Source organism: Desulfuromonas sp. TF, from assembly GCF_000472285.1.
Lineage (GTDB): Bacteria > Desulfobacterota > Desulfuromonadia > Desulfuromonadales > ATBO01 > ATBO01.
In genome coordinates this window covers 100,983-119,281 of the sequence record NZ_KI421421.1, presented here as the reverse complement: position 1 = coordinate 119,281, position 18,299 = coordinate 100,983, and the positions used below count along the sequence as shown (strand labels likewise).

The 18,299-nt window shown below is 59.0% G+C and carries 23 protein-coding genes and 2 pseudogenes; all 25 read left to right on the top strand.

Going from position 1 to position 18,299, the window contains the following annotated elements:
* Positions 1-111 precede the first annotated feature (111 nt).
* The 25 genes and pseudogenes from DTF_RS0111795 to DTF_RS25510 all read left to right on the top strand — a co-directional run bounded on the left by DTF_RS0111795 (position 112) and on the right by DTF_RS25510 (position 18,094).
* Positions 112-2,763 (top strand): chemotaxis protein CheB, encoded by a 2,652-nt coding sequence (locus tag DTF_RS0111795; RefSeq protein ID WP_027715490.1) that lies wholly within the window; start codon positions 112-114, stop codon positions 2,761-2,763.
* A 23-nt stretch (positions 2,764-2,786) separates the two neighbouring features.
* On the top strand, positions 2,787-4,511 hold the full coding sequence (locus tag DTF_RS0111790; RefSeq protein ID WP_035056948.1) for a sigma-54-dependent Fis family transcriptional regulator: 1,725 nt from the start codon (positions 2,787-2,789) through the stop codon (positions 4,509-4,511).
* 359 nt (positions 4,512-4,870) lie between these two features.
* Positions 4,871-5,509: a hypothetical protein gene (locus DTF_RS0111785; RefSeq protein ID WP_027715488.1), complete on the top strand. Its 639-nt coding sequence runs from the start codon at positions 4,871-4,873 to the stop codon at positions 5,507-5,509.
* Between the two features lie 21 nt (positions 5,510-5,530).
* On the top strand, positions 5,531-5,743 hold the full coding sequence (locus DTF_RS23255) for a CsbD family protein (RefSeq protein ID WP_051361340.1): 213 nt from the start codon (positions 5,531-5,533) through the stop codon (positions 5,741-5,743).
* A gap of 62 nt (positions 5,744-5,805) precedes the next feature.
* Positions 5,806-6,027, top strand: coding sequence for a hypothetical protein (locus DTF_RS0111775; RefSeq protein WP_027715487.1), 222 nt, complete (start codon positions 5,806-5,808; stop codon positions 6,025-6,027).
* Between the two features lie 148 nt (positions 6,028-6,175).
* Positions 6,176-6,322 carry a lmo0937 family membrane protein gene (locus DTF_RS26580; protein ID WP_155890802.1) on the top strand — a complete coding sequence of 49 codons (147 nt, stop codon included), beginning with the start codon at positions 6,176-6,178 and terminating at the stop codon, positions 6,320-6,322.
* Between the two features lie 223 nt (positions 6,323-6,545).
* A complete protein-coding gene (locus DTF_RS26135; RefSeq protein ID WP_035056945.1) occupies positions 6,546-6,701 on the top strand; it encodes a DUF3309 family protein in 156 nt (51 codons plus the stop codon).
* 138 nt (positions 6,702-6,839) lie between these two features.
* Positions 6,840-7,031 (top strand): Thivi_2564 family membrane protein, encoded by a 192-nt coding sequence (locus DTF_RS0111760; protein ID WP_027715486.1) that lies wholly within the window; start codon positions 6,840-6,842, stop codon positions 7,029-7,031.
* Between the two features lie 32 nt (positions 7,032-7,063).
* Positions 7,064-7,387 (top strand): putative quinol monooxygenase, encoded by a 324-nt coding sequence (locus DTF_RS0111755; protein WP_027715485.1) that lies wholly within the window; start codon positions 7,064-7,066, stop codon positions 7,385-7,387.
* A gap of 142 nt (positions 7,388-7,529) precedes the next feature.
* Positions 7,530-7,844, top strand: coding sequence for a BON domain-containing protein (locus tag DTF_RS0111750; RefSeq protein ID WP_027715484.1), 315 nt, complete (start codon positions 7,530-7,532; stop codon positions 7,842-7,844).
* 173 nt (positions 7,845-8,017) lie between these two features.
* Complete coding sequence (locus tag DTF_RS26945; RefSeq protein WP_027715483.1) at positions 8,018-8,341, top strand: hypothetical protein; 324 nt, start codon at positions 8,018-8,020, stop codon at positions 8,339-8,341.
* 135 nt (positions 8,342-8,476) lie between these two features.
* On the top strand, positions 8,477-9,220 hold the full coding sequence (locus tag DTF_RS23245) for a PAS domain-containing protein (protein WP_051361252.1): 744 nt from the start codon (positions 8,477-8,479) through the stop codon (positions 9,218-9,220).
* Positions 9,217-9,708, top strand: coding sequence for an ATP-binding protein (locus DTF_RS23240; protein ID WP_051361251.1), 492 nt, complete (start codon positions 9,217-9,219; stop codon positions 9,706-9,708). Before DTF_RS23245 ends, DTF_RS23240 begins: the two co-directional genes overlap by 4 nt.
* A complete protein-coding gene (locus tag DTF_RS0111730; RefSeq protein WP_027715482.1) occupies positions 9,705-9,995 on the top strand; it encodes a hypothetical protein in 291 nt (96 codons plus the stop codon). Before DTF_RS23240 ends, DTF_RS0111730 begins: the two co-directional genes overlap by 4 nt.
* Before the next feature lie 100 nt (positions 9,996-10,095).
* Entirely contained in the window at positions 10,096-10,329 is a 234-nt protein-coding gene (locus tag DTF_RS0111725) for a hypothetical protein (RefSeq protein ID WP_027715481.1), read from the top strand.
* Positions 10,330-10,652: 323 nt separating this feature from the next.
* Entirely contained in the window at positions 10,653-11,837 is a 1,185-nt protein-coding gene (locus DTF_RS0111720; RefSeq protein WP_027715480.1) for a class I SAM-dependent methyltransferase, read from the top strand.
* A gap of 42 nt (positions 11,838-11,879) precedes the next feature.
* Positions 11,880-12,179: pseudogene (locus DTF_RS0111715) on the top strand (amino acid permease); the annotation flags it as partial.
* A gap of 250 nt (positions 12,180-12,429) precedes the next feature.
* A complete protein-coding gene (locus DTF_RS0111710; protein WP_027715478.1) occupies positions 12,430-13,893 on the top strand; it encodes a TrkH family potassium uptake protein in 1,464 nt (487 codons plus the stop codon).
* Entirely contained in the window at positions 13,890-14,582 is a 693-nt protein-coding gene (locus tag DTF_RS0111705) for a TrkA family potassium uptake protein (RefSeq protein ID WP_027715477.1), read from the top strand. Before DTF_RS0111710 ends, DTF_RS0111705 begins: the two co-directional genes overlap by 4 nt.
* Before the next feature lie 36 nt (positions 14,583-14,618).
* A pseudogene (locus DTF_RS26130) lies at positions 14,619-14,828 on the top strand (hypothetical protein); the annotation flags it as partial.
* A 326-nt stretch (positions 14,829-15,154) separates the two neighbouring features.
* A complete protein-coding gene (locus tag DTF_RS0111700) occupies positions 15,155-15,790 on the top strand; it encodes a hypothetical protein (protein WP_027715476.1) in 636 nt (211 codons plus the stop codon).
* A gap of 58 nt (positions 15,791-15,848) precedes the next feature.
* Entirely contained in the window at positions 15,849-16,028 is a 180-nt protein-coding gene (locus tag DTF_RS0111695; RefSeq protein WP_027715475.1) for a CsbD family protein, read from the top strand.
* Positions 16,029-16,034: 6 nt separating this feature from the next.
* A complete protein-coding gene (locus DTF_RS0111690) occupies positions 16,035-16,409 on the top strand; it encodes a putative quinol monooxygenase (protein WP_226989309.1) in 375 nt (124 codons plus the stop codon).
* Positions 16,410-16,495: 86 nt separating this feature from the next.
* Positions 16,496-16,738 carry a helix-hairpin-helix domain-containing protein gene (locus DTF_RS23235; RefSeq protein WP_051361250.1) on the top strand — a complete coding sequence of 81 codons (243 nt, stop codon included), beginning with the start codon at positions 16,496-16,498 and terminating at the stop codon, positions 16,736-16,738.
* Between the two features lie 78 nt (positions 16,739-16,816).
* Complete coding sequence (locus DTF_RS25510; protein WP_051361249.1) at positions 16,817-18,094, top strand: ATP-binding protein; 1,278 nt, start codon at positions 16,817-16,819, stop codon at positions 18,092-18,094.
* Positions 18,095-18,299 lie beyond the last annotated feature (205 nt).

The window sequence follows — 18,299 nt, the reverse complement described above, 5'->3', positions numbered from 1 at the left end:
ATAAGACCGCGATATATTAGTAACTCAGACACAACCCGGCCCATGCTCGGTCCATGAAAAAGCCGCCGAGTCGATCGACATCTTGTTTTTTTTAATCGGCGGAGAAAAAACGTGCCCACCAAAAAACAGAGAACGCAAAAGCCGGCGCCGACCGATCCGACCCTGAAAACTGCCGGTCCTCCCCCCGAGCCCGCAAAAGCTCCACCCTGCCCCATCGCCGGCATCGGAGCCTCCGCCGGCGGGCTGGAGGCGCTGGAGCAGTTTCTCCGGCACGTCCCCGAGAAGTGCGGAGTCGCCTTCGTCGTGGTCCAGCACCTGGACCCGACCCACAAGGGGATCATGCCCGAGCTGCTGCAGCGGGCGACAACCATGGAAGTCTTCCAGGCCCGGGACCGGATGCCGGTCCGGCCCGACTGCGTCTATGTGATCCCCCCAAACAAGGACATGTCCATCCTGCACGGCGCGCTGCACCTGTTCGAGCCGGCGGCTCCGCGCGGCCTGCGCCTCCCCATCGATTTTTTCCTGCGTTCCCTGGCCGAGGACTGTCAGGAGCGCGGCATCGGGGTCATCCTCTCGGGGATGGGCTCGGACGGCACCATGGGTTTGCGGGCGATCAAGGAGAAAGCCGGCGTGACATTGGTGCAGGAGCCGGCCTCGGCCAGATTCGACAGCATGCCCCGAAGCGCCATCGATGCCGGATTGGCCGACCTGGTGGCGCCGGCGTCGGAGCTGCCGGAGAAGATGATGGCCTATCTGCGGCACGCCCCCCGTATCGCCAAAGCCGAATCCTCCCTGGATGAAAAGGATCGAAGCGCCCTGGAAAAGGTGATCATCCTGCTTCGGGCGCACACCGGCAACGACTTCTCCCTGTACAAAAAGGCCACCATCTGCCGCCGCATCGAGCGGCGCATGGGGATCCACCAGATCGATGGAATGAACACCTATGTCCGGTACCTGCGGGAGAATTCCCAGGAAGTGGGGCTTCTTTTCAAGGAGCTGCTGATCGGGGTGACGAGTTTTTTCCGGGATCCGGAGGTTTGGGATCATTTGCGGGATGTGGTTCTGCCGGAGTTTCTCGTTCAATTCCCGCCCGGCCGGGTGCTGCGGGCCTGGGTGCCCGGCTGCTCGACGGGGGAAGAAGCCTATTCCCTGGCCATCGTCTGCAAAGAGGCGTTGGAGAAGCTCAATCGCAAGGAGGGGCTGCCGGTGCAGATCTTCGCCACCGATCTCGACGCGGACGCCATCGAAAAAGCCCGACAGGGGATTTTTCCCGCCAACATCGCCGCGGACGTGACGCCCGAGCGCCTGAGCCGGTTTTTCGTGCAGGCGGAGAACGGCTACCGTGTGGGCAAGGGGATTCGGGATCTGGTGACCTTTGCCCCGCAGAACCTCATCATGGATCCTCCCTTTACCAAGCTCGACCTCCTCAGCTGCCGCAACCTGCTGATCTACCTGGCGCCGGAGCTGCAGAAAAAACTTCTGCCGCTCTTTCACTACAGCCTGAATCCGGGCGGGCTTCTGGTTCTCGGCAGCTCCGAGTCGATCGGCGCTCACACCCGGCTCTTCGCCGCGCAGAACGGCAAATCGCGCATCTACCGTCGGCGCCAGGCGGCGGAGGGAGAAGTCGCGGTCGAGTTTCCGACCGCGTTCGCCGCCGTGGCAGGGGGGGCGGAATCGACGCCGATACCCCGGAAAGCTCCCGAAAGCCTTCAGTCTCAGGCGGACCGGCTGCTGCTGCAACGCTATTCCCCGGCCGCCGTGCTGACCAGCGAGCAGGGGGACATCCTCTACATCAGCGGGCGTACGGGCAAGTACCTGGAGCCCGCCGCCGGCAAGGCCAACTGGAACGTCTTCGCCATGGCCCGCGAGGGGCTGCGTTACGAGCTGACCAGCGCTTTCCAGAAGGCTGTGCGGCAGAAGGAGGAGGCCACCGTCCGCGGGATCAAGATCCAAGGCGAAGGCGCGGCGCAGACGGTGGATCTCACGGTTCAGGCCGTCACCGAACCGGAGGCGCTGCGGGGGATGGTGATGTTCGTCTTTCGCGACGTGGCCACCCCCCCGGAGGAGAAGGCGGCCGGCCGCGGCAGATCCCCCTCGATTCCGGGCGGCGAAGCGGCCGAGCTGAGGGAGGAAGTCCGGCGCGCCCAGGAGGAGGCCAGGGTGCTGCGCGAGGAGATGCAGACCTCGCAGGAAGAATTCCGGGCCGTCAACGAGGAGCTGCAGTCCGCCAACGAGGAACTGCAGTCCACCAACGAGGAGTTGACCACCTCCCGGGAAGAGATGCAGTCGATGAACGAAGAGCTGCAGACGGTCAACGCCGAGCAGCTCGCCCGCCTGGACGAACTCGCCTGGGCGACCAGCGACATGAACAATCTGCTCAACAGCACCGAGATCGCCACCGTCTTTCTGGACAAGGGGCTGCGCGTGCGGCGCTTTACCATCGGCTCGGAAAGGATTTTCAAGCTGATCCCGGCGGATGTGGGGCGCTCGCTCACCGACATCTCTTCGATCCTGCTCTATCCGGAGCTGGCCGACGATGCGCGCGAAGTGCTTCGGACCCTGACCTTCTCCGAGAGGCAGATCGCCAGCCGGGACGACGGCTGGTTCAGGGTGCGCATCATGCCCTACCGCACCCAGGAGGATGTGATCGACGGGGTGGTGATGACCTTTACCGACATCACCGCGACCAAGAAGCTGGAGGCGGAGCTGCGCGAGGAGATTGCAAGGCTCCAGGGGCTGCTGGAGGCGCAGGCGGAACGGTAACCGCCGCCCTTGACGAGGTGACCATGGGGAAAGACCAGGAGAAGCGCTTCTTCAGGGCAGCGGCCGAGCTGCGCCGCCAGGCGGAGGAACGGCTGCGTGCGAGAGCCGCGCAAGGCCCCGTTCCCATGGAGGAGATCGAAACGCAGCGGCTCCTTCATGAGCTTGAAGTCCATCAGGTCGAGCTGGAGATGCAGAATGAAGAGCTGCGCCAGACCCGGCGGGAGCTGGAGCTTTCGCTGCACAAGTATTCGGAGCTCTATGATTTTGCGCCCGTCGGCTATGTCGTCTTCGATCCGGGCGGGCTGATCTGCGAGATCAATCTGGCCGGCGCCCAGCTGCTGGGAGCCGAGCGGCAACGACTGGCCCACGCTCCCTTTCCCCCGTTCATCGCGGATGCCGAAGGGCGGAAGATTTTTTCCCGCCATCTCAGGGCGGTCCTGGAGCAGCAGACCGTGCTGCGATGCGAGCTCAGGCTCACTGCCAGAGACGGAGGGGTGATCTACGGGCAATTGCAGAGCGTCGCGGTCACGGACGGAAGCGGCGCGGGTCGCGTCCTGACCTCGATCGTCGACGTCACGGGGCGCAGGCGGCTGGAAGAGAAGCTGCAGCAGGGCCATGACCGGATGGAGGCAACCGTCCAGGAGAGGACAGCGGAGCTAACCCGGGCGAACGCGCATCTCCTGGAGGAAATCGAAGAGCGCAAGAAGGCGGAAGCCGCCCTGCGGGATGCGCTGGCGAAAATCAAGCAGTTGACCGACAAGCTCCAGGCCGAGAACGTCCATCTGCAGCAGGAACTTGCCCGGGAAGAGCGCTTCGGCGAGATCGTCGGCCAGAGCCCGGCCATCAGCTATGTCTTCTTCCGAATCGATCAGGTGGCGCCCCAGGATGCGACCGTTCTGCTGCTGGGCGAGACCGGCACCGGCAAGGGGATGGCGGCGCGCGAAATCCACCGCCGCAGCTCCCGCAGCAGCCGGCCCTTGATTACCGTCAATTGCACGGCGCTCCCCGCGAACCTCATCGAAAGCGAACTCTTCGGGCGTGAGAAGGGCGCCTTTACCGGGGCGCATGCGCGCCAGATTGGACGCTTCGAACTGGCCGACGGCGGCACCATCTTCCTCGACGAAATCGGAGAGATGCCGCTGGAGCTGCAGGTCAAGCTGCTGCGGGTCATCCAGGACGGCGAGTTCGAGCGGCTGGGCAGCCCCCGCACGCTCAAGGTCGATGTCCGCATCATCGCGGCCAGCAACCGGAACCTGGAAGAGGAGATCCGCGCCAGCCGGTTCCGCGAAGACCTCTTCTATCGGCTCAGCGTCTTCCCCATCACCATCCCCCCCCTGCGGCAGCGCAAGGAAGACATCCCGCTGCTCGTCGATTATTTTGTCGGCAAATTCAACAAGAAAACGGGCAAGAAGATCGGGAGCGTTTCGCAAGAAACCCTGAACGCCCTCCAGAATTACCACTGGCCCGGCAACGTCCGCGAACTGGAGAGCGTCATCGAGCGGGCGGTCATCACCAGCCAGGGCGCCACACTACAGGTCCTGGACCGGTTCGAGATCTTCCACAAGAGCGTGGAGGATAGCGAACAGGAGGTCAAGGTCCTCGCCGACCTGGAACGCGACCATATCCTCCAGGTGCTGCATAAAACCAACTGGCGCGTCGATGGAAAAAGCGGCGCGGCACTCCTCCTCGGCCTCAATCCCAGCACCCTGCGCGCCCGGATGCGCAAGTACGGCCTCCGCCGGCAATAACAAACCTCCCCGTTCAGCCATTCAAAGCGGTCGAAGGGAGCCGTCATACTTTATCTTGCCCAGTCCTTTTCTCCTGCAGTATTCCCGTGTATTACCGGCCTCTTGCATTCGTAGCAGCTAACGGTCATTTTCGGCACGCAAGTCTGTCCATGAAGGGCGGCCGTCGTATTTGACAATAATGTTAAATATAACGGATTCCGTTGAAGATCTCTTCTCACCCTGTCCCCTTTACTCTTGAATTTTCCCATTTTTATCAATTGCTTACCACTTTCGGCGCCTATCGTCCCCGCTGGCATGTTAGTTGCGATCTAGGAAGACAGGTTGTGCGATTACATCCATCACCTGAAAAGGAGAAAACAGTGAATCTGAAATGTCGCCTTTCCGTCTTCTTCCCTGCGGTGCTGCTCGGAGGCATTGTCTGCTTGAGCGGTTGTGCGACTACCGGCAGGGAGAGGGCCGCGGAAACCACAAGCTCGATGCGGGTCGTGGAAGAAGATTATCAAAAAGCCCTTGTGCAGATCGATGAGACCAACGCCTCGCTGGAGGAGCTTGTCAGAGCTCAGCAGGACGACACGAAAAAGGCCTTTGACGTCTACACTAAAAATGTCCGCAAGATGGAGAAGCTGGGAGAACAGCTGACCATGCATTCCGAAAAGATGTCGACCCAGGGCGACGCCTACCTGTCGGAGTGGGGACATTCCTACACGAACCCCGAAATCCGGGCGCTCAGCGAACAAAGGCGTCTCGAGGTGAGGGCGCTCTACGCAAAAATACCCGAGGCCAGCGTAGGGGTTAAGGGCGCTCTGCAATCCTATCTGACCGATGTCAGGGAAATTCAGATGTACCTCTCCAACGACCTGACGCCTCGTGGGGTCGACGCCATCAGGCCGGTCGCCCGGAAGGCCGTCGTGGATGGCGACAGCCTGAAAGAAGCCATCAGACCCGTGCTCATCGCCTTTGACCGGATCAGGACCGCGACTGCCGCGAAGGAGCAGTAACCGGAAGCTTTGCGTCCGGCGGTGGCCGAACGAGACAATCAGGGGAGGAAGACCAAGAAATCCAGCATAAAGGATAAAGCGGAAGGAACCTTCCACGAGGTGAAAGGCAGGCTCAAGGAGTCCGCCGGAAAACTGAGTCACAACAAAAACCTGAAAGCCGAAGGTACGATCGAAAAGGTCGCCGGCAAAGCGCAGAAAAAGATCGGTAAGGTCAAGAAGGTTTTGGGGAAGTAGAGTAATCCCGGGACCGGGGTGACGGATCATGCATCACACCGGGAACCCTGAGGAGGAACACCATGAAACCCTATACGTTGATCGGCATCATCCTGATTGTCATCGCGGTCGCGGCCTTTGCCTACCAGGGCATCAGCTACACGACCCGGGAGAAAGTCGTCGATATCGGGCCCTTGCACATGACGGCCGAAAAGACCAGAACGCTGCCGCTGCCTCCGATTGTGGGGGGAGTCGCCCTGATAGGCGGCATCGCACTGCTGGTCATGGGAAGCACAAAGAGCTGAGAGGAGTCAAGACGGCTGCGGGAGTCGCCTGCTTCAAGGGGACGACCACATTCCCTGGCACGATGTTGAGATTCAAAAATTTCCTTCCGGTTGGCGTGGCGTTGCAAGAGCCGGTCGCCGGAAACAACAATCGAAAAGGAGAATTACCATGTTGTGGACCATAGCCGTGATACTGATCATTCTGTGGGCCCTGGGACTGGTGAGCAGTTACACCCTGGGCGGCTTCATTCATGTCTTGCTGGTCGTTGCCCTTATTGTCGTGGTTGTCGGGTTCCTGCAGGGGCGAAGAGCATGACCAGACATAAACGGACTCGGGGATCCCACGCGGACCGTCCGTCACATATGGAATTTCAGTTAAATATGATGGACCGCGCTGACGGATTTCTCTTCGCCGCACCCTCCCACCCTTTCGTTTCACTAATTACATCGGGTGGTTGCGCACATGGCGCCGGCAGGTCTTCGCTGGCACGTTCGTTGCGCATTGGCTTTGCAGAAACCCTCATTTAAGGAGCAGAAGCATGTTAGGAACAATCTTGATCGTCGTCATCATTCTGCTGCTGCTGGGCGCCCTGCCCACCTGGCCCCACAGCCGGCAATGGGGTTACCTGCCGAGTGGCGGGCTGGGGTTGATCCTGTTGATTCTCCTTATCCTGATGCTGATGGGCCGGATTTAAGTCCGCTGTCACAAGAAAGCGGTTTTTAAGGAACGGTGGCAAGTCCGAACCTTAAAATCCGCCACACCTGACAGTGCATAAACGGGAGAGGACCGATGAGGCCGTTTTCCAAAAGCGAAAGAGGGAGGTGAAAAGGTCATGCCGTTAATTCAAGTGGTCATAGTCCTTGTCGTGGTTGGCGTTCTTCTCTGGCTCGTCAACCGATTCATCCCGATGGCGGGATCCATAAAGACGATTTTGAATGCCGTTGTGGTCATTGCGGTGATTCTGTGGCTCCTGAACGTTTTTGGACTTTTAAGCTCCCTTTCCACGATCCGCGTGGGGAAGTGAGCCGTCAACTTTATGTTTCAAGGTGAAAGCCCATGATCGTTGCCACGATCAATCTGACGGTGCCACCCGAAAAACGAAAAGAGGTCCTGCAAACCTTCAAGGCGATGCTCAGACTGATTCGGCGCGAGCAGGGCTGCCTGGGCTGCAATTGCTACGTGGACATCGAAGCTGAAAACAATATTTTCTTCAGGGCGGAGTGGAAGACCCGTGAGGACTTGAACTCCCATCTGGGGTCCAACCATTTCGGCGTACTGGTCGGAGCCATGAAGCTGCTCACCAAGGAACCGGAAATCAGGTTCAACACCATCGCCTCGACGGCGGGAGCGGAGGATGTAAAAGCGGCGCGAGCGCAATGAAAATTCGCACCTATGGCCGCTGCGCAAGGAATAACCGGGCGTTCCGGGGAAGCAGTTCTCAGGGGGGTTAGAGGCATCAATGTTACATCCCGGGAATGCTTCCGAACACTAACAATGGTCCACGAACAGAGAGGAGCGCATTATGTTAAAACTGCATCGCATTATGAAGTTCCTGGTTTGTGTTGTCCTGGTTACTTCATTCCTGGGGTGTGCATCGACGCAAAAAAGCTCAAGCGCAGGCGAGTATGTCGATGACACCGTCATCACAACCAAGGTAAAAACCGCAATCCTGGGAGATCCGGCGCTGAAGGTCTTTCAGATCAATGTCGAAACCTTCAAGGGCGAAGTTCAGTTGAGTGGTTTTGTTGATTCGCCGCAGGCCGTCACCAAGGCAGGAGAGGTAGCCCGCAGCGTCAAGGGGGTCGTAAAGGTAAAAAACGACCTGATTGTAAAATAGCCGCGGCAACTTGTCCGGTCATCCGGCTCCGATGCCCCGGTCAAGGAGCCGGATGACCGCCAGGGAGTCTCCGCAGGCTGCGTGTTCGCTGCCGGCTGGCGTAAGCATAAAGCAGCCGCCAGCCGACTTGATTTGCCCGGTCTGAAACAACATTCGACTGGGGGCGGAACATTATGACAATCGTCAAGCCTTCCCTGACGTCCCTTCTGTACATATCCATTTTGCGTCTCATCAATGGATGTGCGGTCTTGCCGAAGGGTTCCGGATGGATGAGGCCCCGACGGCGCAGGAACCCCGTCAAATCGTTCCGTTACGACAGCCTGGGCGGCATGAAAACCCGTCTGCTTTTTTCCAGCGCCTGCGCGACGGCGGAATACTTTGGCGAGTCCTTCATGAATACGTTGCGCTCTCCCGAAGAGAGTCGTTTCCGCAGGAGAATCGGCGAGTGGTACACTCTTATAAATCGCTGCCGGCAACAGCTAGATAACAGCGCATGAGAACCAGGTGATTCTCCAGCGGGGGATCGGAACGGCTCTTCAGTGAGAGCCCGGGCACTCCGGCCCTATGGAGCGTGGGGTGAAAGGGAGTAGATATGAATTTTCGTCAAATCCGGCGCAGAAGAGAGGTTGTCAATGGGAGTCGACAAGGACAAGAGCGTTTCAACTGACGCCGCCGAACTGCGCCGCCAAGCCGAAGAGCGGATGGGTGCAAGCACGCCAAAGGTGCATCCACCCCGGACCGAGGCAGCGACGCAGGGGCTCGTCCATGAACTCGAGGTCCACCAGGTCGAGCTGGAGATGCAGAATGACGAACTGCGCCAGGCCAGGGATGATGCGGAAAAGGCGCTGGAAAAGTACGCCGACCTCTACGATTTCGCCCCGGTCGGATACTTCACCCTCGACCGCGACGGGATTATCGGCGCCGCGAACATCACGGGCGCCACTCTCCTCGGAATTGAGCGCTCCCGCCTGATCGGCCGGCGTTTCGGGCTCTTTGTCGCGGCTGAAGCCCGTCCGGCCTTCACCGACTTTCTCGGCAAGGTCTTTACGAACCCGTCCAAAGAGGCCTGCGAGGTGCCGCTTCTCAGCGAAGGGGAACGTTCGCTCTTCGTACAGATCGAAGCCGTGGCCGGCGCTTCCGGGCACGAGTGCCGCGTTGCGATCATCGATATTTCCGCACGCAGGCAACTGGAAGAGGGACTCGAAGTTCTGCACACCGAACTGGAAGCCTTCAACTACAGCATCTCCCACGACCTGCGCATTCCGCTGACGGTCATCAACGCTACTGCCAGATGGTCAAGGAATTGTGCGGCGACAAAATCGATGCGCAGAGCCGAGGATGTCTCCAGGAAATATATGAAGGCACCCTGCGCATGAAACGGCTCATCGAAACCCTGCTCGATTTTTCGCGCCTCACTCACGTTGAAATTCGCCATGAAAAGGTTGACCTGAGCAAAGTGGCGCAGCCCGAGCGCGGGGTCGCCCTCCGGATCGCCGCAGGGGTAGTGGCCGACGGTGATCCGGACCTGTTACCGGTGGTCCTGGATAATTTTATCGGCAATGCCTGGAAGTATGCCGGCAGTCGGGAGGGTGCGGTCATTGAATTCGGCGTGACGGAGGTTGGCGGAAAGCCGGCCTTTTTTGTCCGGGACAACGGGCCGGGCTTCGACATGGCGCTGGCCGACAAGCTGTTCCGTCCTTTCCAGCGACTTCCCGGAACCAACGTCGAAGGGCATGGCATCGGCCTGGCTACGGTCGACCGGATCGTCCGGCGCCATGGCGGCCGGGTGTGGGCCGAAAGCGCCCCGGGCAAGGGAACGACTTTCTTTTTCACCCTGGAGCAAACGGTACGGAGGTTGCCATGAAGGACAAGAGAACAGAGTACGTCGAAAAACTCTCGGCACAGATTGTCGAATGGGATGTGCAGATCGAGCGTCTCAAGGAAAAAGCGGAAAGCGCCACGGCCGAAGAAAGGTCTGAATATTCCAAAACGATCTCGGCCCTGCAGCTGAAGCGGGACCAGGGTGCGGAAAAGCTGCAGGGGATTGCGATGGCCACCGATGACGAATGGGAAGACATGAAAACCGGAGCGGAACAGATCTGGAACGAGGTCAAGACTCTCCTCAGAGACGCTATCAAAAAGACCGGCTGAACTGGTCAGGCGCAGGTAACGACCTGGACAATTGTGACGGCCGACGAATCTTTTGCCGCCGCGGGTTGCTCCGGGGCGACCAAACCCTGTCGGGCAGGTCATGAAGATTTTCGAGATTACCGCTCTGTTGATGGTGCTGACGGCGCTGTTCAGCTTCATCAACTACCAGGCACTGCGCATGCCGACCACCGTGGGGGTGATGGTCATCGCCCTGGCGGTCTCGCTGGGGATTGTGGCCTTGGGCTGGATCGTGTTGAATTTCCCGAAGGCTTACGACACCGTTGGCAATGCCAGGAGGAAACGCGCCCTGAGCGTGACGATCACAAATGATTAGCAGGCCCGGCTGCGGGCGGACGAACCACAGCGTAACACTGCCGCGGTTCCAATTGGCGAGATTTGACGCATACCATACTGAGCGCCATCCCAAGAGCTTGGATCACACCATCCAAAGAGGGACTTTTTCGCCCCCTCCTTCCTCAAGAAACCCCTGGCGGGAGCGCCGGGCGAAGCGTTGTTCTTCGAACTTTTTTTGTTACGATTTAAATGGCTCCCGGGTGACGCGAGTGCGGTATCGGGCCAAACGGGGCAGCGCTGACGAAACTCAATCCGGCATTGGATTGAAGTGAACGCTTTCATTTTGGGAGGGAGGGATAATCGATGAAACAAGGTGCCCAGGCTTTATCGACAACGCGTTACGACAGACTCTTTCGGCTGATTCAAAAACGGGTCGCCGATCGGCTTAAGCACCCCATCGAGATCCAGCTCTGGGGAGATCACGTCTATCGGTTGGGGAAAGGCGACCCCACCATCAAAATCCTGGTGAAGGACCGGCAGGGGATGGCGGCACTGCTGAGACTGGATGAGGTGAAAATCTGTGAAGCCTATATGTCCGGCAGTCTGGATGTGAAGGGTGACATGCTGGGGTTCGCCAGTCTCCGCGGACTCTTGAGCGACCATCATCCCCTGCACTCTCTGTGGAGTCGCATAGCACCCTTGTTCAAAGGCCGGGTGCAGACCGACCGGCAGGCGATTGCGGGTCATTATGACTACAGCAACGAGTTTTATCTCAGCTTCATGGACCCGACCCGCTGCTATTCGCACGCCGTCTTCAAACGGGACGACGAGCCTCTGGAAACCGCCCAACGCCGCAAACTGAACTTTGCCATCAACGCCTGCCGGCTCAAGCCGGGAGACCGCGTTCTGGATGTCGGTGGCGGCTGGGGAAGCTTCACCGAGCACGCCGGACGACGCGGCATTCAGGTCACATCCCTGACGATTTCTCAACAATCCGAGGCCTTTCTGGCGAAATTGATCGAGCAGCAAGAAATCCCCTGCAAGGTACTGAACCAGGACTTTTGGGAGCACACCTCCCCTGACCCTTATGATGCGATTGTCATTCTTGGGGTGATGGAGCACCTGCCCGACTACCCGGCCGTATTGCGGCATCTTCAAGGCCTGCTAAAACCCGGCGGCCGGGTCTATCTCGATGCCAGCGCCTTCCGCGAAAAGTATTCCAAGCCCACCTTCGTCTCCCGCTACATCTTTCCGGGCGACCATGCCTACTTCTGTCTGCATGCTTTTCTGGCCGAAGTGGCCAAAAGCTCGCTGGAGGTACTGGAAGTCTATAACGATCGGCATAACTACTACCTCACCTGCAAGGCCTGGGCGGAGAATCTGGAGGCCGCGCAGGAGGATATTGTCAATTGCTGGGGAGAGATGCTCTATCGGCGGTTTCGGCTCTATCTCTGGGGTTCGGCCCAGGCTTTTATCAGCCGCGGCATGGAGGCGTACCGGGTCGTTCTGGAATATCCGGGCATTAACCCAGAGATCGGGAACGCGTAGATTCTGCTATGATCGACGGGTATTGGGCGACGGTACCGGCCGATGAACAAAGCAGACAACGGTAAAATCGGGTTTTGGGCGGTGGTGGCCATCGGCATCGGCGGAATGGTCGGAGGCGGGATTTTTTGCGGTGATGGGTCTGGCGGTGCAGCTGGCACACGGCGGCACACCAGTGGCCTTTGCGCTTTGGCGGGCGGCGTGGCGCTGACGACATATTCGTACGCGAAGCTTTCCGTCGCTTACCCGAGTCGCGGTGGAACGGTCACTTTCCTCGACCGCGCCTTTGGTGCAGGCATGTTCACCGGCAGTCTGAACCTGTTGTTGTGGCTCGGCCACGCGGTTCAGGACTGGCTCCAGGCAGAGCGTGAGGTTAGCGAACATAAAGCTCGGAAATGAGCCGCCGCCCGCAGAGTCCGACAATCTGCTGTCGCCGTTTTGCGATTGGGCGCGCAATGATTTTCATCGCCGATGGTATATTTAATTAATGAGTCAGGCTGAAACTCGAAGAAAAATTCGGCCATCCCGGGAGCAAATCTCAAGAAGTCGGCGGAATGATCGGTTCCCCCCTTGTAAAAGATGGGAAAATTCGTTCGTGGCTAAACAGGCAACCGAACTTCGCTACGCGGTCCGTTTTCGCGTGGTCTTCAAGTATTTCGGACAACTGTGTCTGGTCCTCGCCGTCCTGACCATGGTGCCTCTGGTGATGTCGCTGATTTTCGGCGAGAGGACCATCACGCTGAGATATGCCGTGGTGGTCTGTGGACTCGCAAGCCTGGGTTGGGGAACGTCCCGGCTGCGGGCGCCTTCCCGCGTGCAGGCCAACGAGGGGATGGTGCTGGTGGGCATCATGTTTCTCTTTACTCCGCTCGTCATGTGCTATCCGATGATGAGTTCGGGACTGAGCTTCCCGGATGCTCTCTTCGAAGCCGTCTCCGCGGTGACCACCACGGGCCTGAGCACCAAGGCGACGCTCGTCGGCGCTCCGAAGACCTTTCTTTTTGCGCGCGCCTGGATGCAGTGGTACGGAGGGCTGGGCATTGTCGTCCTCTCCCTGGCGCTTGTCATGGAGCCGGGACTGCTGGCAAAGGGCCTGGCCGTCGCCGAAGCGGAAAGCGACGATCTGGCTGGCGGCACGCGGGCTTATGCCCGGAGCGTCCTGAAAGTCTACGGCATCCTGACCGCCCTGGGCGTCATCGGTTCATTGGCGGTGGGCGTCGGGTTTTTCGATTCCCTGCTGTATACCTTTGCGGCAGTCTCGACCGGGGGCTTCGCCCCCCATGACGACAGCCTCGGGAGCCTGGGCTGGCTCGCGCAGGGGTGGATCACGCTGCTTTGCCTCGCGGGCGCGGTCCCGCTGCTGTTCTATCATCAAAGGTTCAAGAAGCAGCGGCGCGTTGCCGTGGGCAATCTGCAACCCAAGGCCGTCGTCATCGCGTGCGTGGTCGCTTCCCTCGCGGTGGGCGCCTCCATGCGGCTGAGTGGCGGGATGGCTTGGCCGCAAGTCCTCCATCACGCCCCCCTGCTGGCCTTTTCCGCGCAGACCACCGCGGGTTTTGCTTCGCTGCCCTGTGCGCATCTCGATGCCGGCTCGAAACTCATCCTGATCTTCTCGATGCTCGCGGGCGGCGGCATGGGATCAACTGCCGGCGGATTCAAACTACTGCGGCTGTTGATGGCCGTAAGCGTGTTCCGGGTGATCCTCCTGCGAACCTGCCTGCCGAAACATGCCGTCATCGAGCCTCGGCTGGCAGGCCGCCGGCTGCACGATGACGAGCTCCGCGCGGCCCTGCTGCTCATCCTGTTGTTCGTCGTCGTCGCATCCTTGTCCTGGCTGCCGTTTGTCGCCATGGGATATGGCCCGCTCGACTCCTTGTTTGAAGTGGGGTCGGCACTGGGGACGGCGGGCCTTTCAGTGGGGGTGGCGAGCGCAGGTTTGCCCGCACTGCTCAAGGGGATCTTATGCGTCGACATGCTGATGGGCAGGCTTGAAATCATCGCCTGGCTGGTGATGCTTTATCCCGGGACCTGGTTCGGCCGGAGAATGGAGGACACATGAGAACGGTTTTTATCGGCGCCGGAAAGGTGAGTATCGGAACCGCCAAGGCACTCATCAAAAAAGGTCACGAAGTGGTCATCATCGAGACCGACAAGGCCAGGATCGAAGAATTGTCCGAAGAGATGGACTGCAGCTTCCTGCAGGGCGATGGCAGCCAGCCGAACATCCTGCGCGAAGTCAATCCGGCCCAGACCGATATCCTCTATTGCCTTGCCGACAGCGACCAGGCCAACGTCATTGCCAGTCTCGTCGGCCGTTCCCTCGGTTTCAAGCGGATCGTGACAAGCATCGGTGATCCGCAGTTCGAGGGCATCTGCCGTGAGCTGGGGCTGGAGGACACGATCATCCCCTCCCGCACCATCAGCCGTTACCTGGAGGACATGGTCGGGGGCACGGAAAACGTGGATCTTTCCGCTGTCATCAAGGACGAGGCCAGGTTTTTCACCTTCACCGCCGGACAAGAAGACGCGGTCCCGATCAAAGAGCTGAAGCTGCCCGCCGAGGCCCGTGCCGTCTGCTACTACCGTGAGGGCCGGTTCGCGCTCGCCGACGAGGAGGCGAAACTGTTAGAAGACGATGAGGTCGTGGTACTCACGCACAGCAAGAATATGGCCTCTTTGCAGGAGCGTTGGCTGCCGAAGCCGGAGCAAGAAAAGTCGAATGATTCGGTTGCCATAAAAGACAAGTAAGACCCGCTGGGCGGCCTTCTGCCGCCTTGGGGCAGCGGACTCAACCTCTCGGTACTGGATGGCTGGTGGGCGGAGGCTTATACCCCTGAAGTGGGGTGGGCGTTGGGGGGCGGTCAGGAGCATGGCGATGATCCGGCCTGGGACGTAGCGGAAGCCGTAGCCCTTTACGAGCGGCTCGAACGTGAGGTGATCCCCGAGTTTTATGCCCGTAACGACCAGGGCATCCCCACCGCCTGGGTGGCGCGTAGTGGCGATTTCTCTCGAAGAGTCTCATATCCTCTGGCAGCGGTGACTGGGCGGTCATGGCGCATCTAGCCTCAACGTGATCCGTCAGATGTGACAGTAACGTCATATATGACGGACGCCTAGGGCGGATTGCCTTTACCCACCCCCCGCTCCACCTCTCTTTTTCCCGCAAAATCAATACCCTGCGCTCGCGGTATCTTCTCCCGCTCTCTGGCACGTTCGTTGCGATTTAAACTGGTTGGCGAAGAAGCGGGGACATCTTTGCTTTCGAGCGGTCCCCGCAGCCGGAAAAGATCCATCACCCTCTTGGGAAAGGAAACACAGCCGTGAAACTTGAATTTCGCCCTTCCAGCATTCTCCACACCGTGGTTCTCGTAACCATCCTCTTTCTGAGCGGCTGTGCAACTACCGGCAGGGAGCGGGCCACAGAGACCACCACCTCGATGCGGGCCGTGGAAAAAGATTACCAACAGGCCCTTGTGCAGATCGATGCGACCAACGCCTCATTGGAGGATCTCGTCAAGCCGCAGCAGGACGACACAAAAAAGGCCTTTGACGCCTACACTAAAGATGTCACCAAGATGGAGAAGCTGGGCGAACAGCTGGCCATGCATACCGAAAAGATGACGACCCAGGGCGACGCCTACCTGGCGGAGTGGGAAAATTCGTACACAAATCCGGAAATCCAGGCGCTCAGCGAACAACGGCGCATCGAGGTGAGGGAGATCTACGCAAGAATACCCGAGGCCAGTGTAGGAATTAAGGGCGCTCTACAATCCTATTTGACGGATATCAAGGAAATTCAACAGTACCTTTCCAACGACCTTACGCCTCGGGGGATCGATGCCATCAGACCGGTCGCCCGGAAGGCTGTCGTGGATGGCGACAACCTGAAGGAAACCATCAAGCCCGTGCTCAGCGCCTTTGCCAGGATCAGGGCCACGACCGCCGCGAAGGAATAATAACCGGAAGCTTTCACTCGGGCGGGGGGCCGAACGAGACAATCAGAGGAGGAAGACCATGAAATCCAGCATAAAGGATAAAGCGGAAGGAACCTTCCACGAAGTGAAAGGCAAGCTCAAAGAGACCGCCGGAAAACTGAGTCACAACGAGAAGCTTAAGGCCGAAGGGACCACCGAAAAGGTCGCCGGCAAAGCGCAGAGAAAGATCGGCCAGACCAAGAAGGTTTTTGGGAAGTAGCCTGAGATGGAGCCCATGGTTGACGTTACGATCAGGATGTCGGTGCCTTCTGACAAGCGCATGGAAGTTTTACAGACCATCAAGTCCCTGCTCGATCCGATTCGGAGCGAGCAGGGGTGCCTGAGCTGCTATTGCTGTGTGGATTCGGAGGCGGAAAACATCCTTGTCTTCAAGCAGGAGTGGAAAACCAATGAAGACCTGGCCGCCCATCTCAGGTCCGACCACTTCAGTATCCTGCTCGGAGCGATGAAACTGCTCAGCACCGAACCGGAGGTCAGGTTCAACACCATTGCCTCCACGGCGGGAGAAGAGGCAATAACAGCCGTACGGACGCCGATGAAACCCGGCTCGATGACCGCCAGAGGACAAAAAAAGCTATAATGATCGTGAAAGCCTGCTGACCTTAAAAAGAGGTTCACGAATCCCGCAGAAAGCACAAAATGCATATTCCTTGAAAGGGAATTACCATGAAAAAACAAACGAAAGAGTTGCAAAAACTAAAAGGGATAGGGGAAGTCCTGTCCCGGCGTCTGCTAGAAGCAAGCTATGACACGATTGCGAAGGTCGCTGCCGCAGAAGAAAAAGGGTTAGCGAGAATAGAAGGTATGAATCCCAAAAAGGTACGGTCTATCGTCACTCAGGCCAGGAAGATGACGGGGGAGGCCGAGAAAAGTCGACATACCTGGCTGGAGGAAAGGCATATCAGGTAAAGTCCATCAATCATTGGGTTCAGGGCATCATCCCGCCCGCGGTCCGTTGGTCGAAACCTTGGAAACGTAGGTCATGGAATGAAAAAGGATAAGAGATCGCTTGAACCGGCCGAACTGCGGCGCCGCGCGGAAGAGGCTCTGCGCGAGAAAGCGCCTGCCCGCCTCCTGCGAGCCGGTGATGATCCGGAGAAGCTCCTGCACGAACTGCAGGTTCACCAGATCGAGCTGGAAATGCAGAACCATGACCTGCGTCACGCCCGGGACGAGATGGAGGTTGCGCTGGAGAAGTATACCGACCTGTACGATTTCGCGCCTGTCGGCTACGCCACCCTCGATGATGCCGGGATCATCCGCGGCATCAACCTGACCGGAGCCGACCTTCTGGGGATGGAGCGGTCCCTGTTGATCGGCCGCCCTTTCGCCCTTTTTTTCGCTGCCGAGAGTCTCTCCGACTTCAAGGCCTTTCTCGGGCGGATAATGACGGGGCAGGGGAAGGAAGTCTGCGAGGGGGCGTTGGCCGGCAACGGCAAGGCGCCGCTCATCGTCCGGATTGAGGCGGTGGCCGGCGCGTCAGGTCAGGAGCACCGGATGGCATTCTTTGATATCACCGAGCGCAAAAGGATCGAGAAGGAAGTCCTGAGGCTGCACGAAAAACTTGAGCGCCGCGCCTATGAACTCGAAGCCGCCAACCTGGAGCTTGAGGCTTTCAGCCATACCGTTGCCCACGACCTGCGCAGTCCCCTGACGGTGATCGGAGGCTACTGCCAGGTGATCCAGGAATTAGGCGGGGAGAGCCTGGATGAGCGGTGCAGGGGATATCTGCGCAAGGTCGGACAGGGAGTCCAGCGCATGAGCGAACTGATCGATACCCTGTTGAATTTTTCCCGTCTGACGCACAGCAAACTGCGCCCGGAGACGGTGGATCTCAGCGAAATGGCCCGGTCGGTCGCCTCTGAACTCGGTAAGGAGCACCCCGATCGCCTAGTGGCCTTCCGCATCGAACCAGGGGTGAGCGTTCAAGGCGATCCGAAACTGTTGCAGGTCGTTCTGAATAATCTTCTCGGCAACGCCTGGAAGTACACCGGCAAGAAGGACGATGCGGTTATCGAATTCGGCGCTACGGAAGCGGCGGGGAAGAGCCGCGTCTGTTTCGTCCGGGACAACGGACCGGGTTTCGACATCGCGCACGTCGACCTGCTGTTCAGGGCGTTCGAGCGGCTTCCCGGCAGCCAGGAATTCCAGGGCTTCGGTCTCGGCCTCGCGACGGTGCAGCGGATCGTCCAGATGCATGGCGGCCGGGTCTGGGCCGAGGGGGAGGTGGAGAAGGGCGCCACCTTCTACTTTACCCTGGACTGATTTCCATATCTTTTATGCAAAAGCTGGCACTAAGAAGCGATTTGATGCTGCGCCGCAAACTGGTCAATCCTCCCCGATGCTGACCATTCAACGGCCATCACCTTCTCACACAGGGGCTTCGAATTGAACAAACCCTCTTCTTTGATAATGTTGAATATCTCTCAGTGAGATGCCCAGGCGTTCCGCCTGGCAGACCGACGCCGTG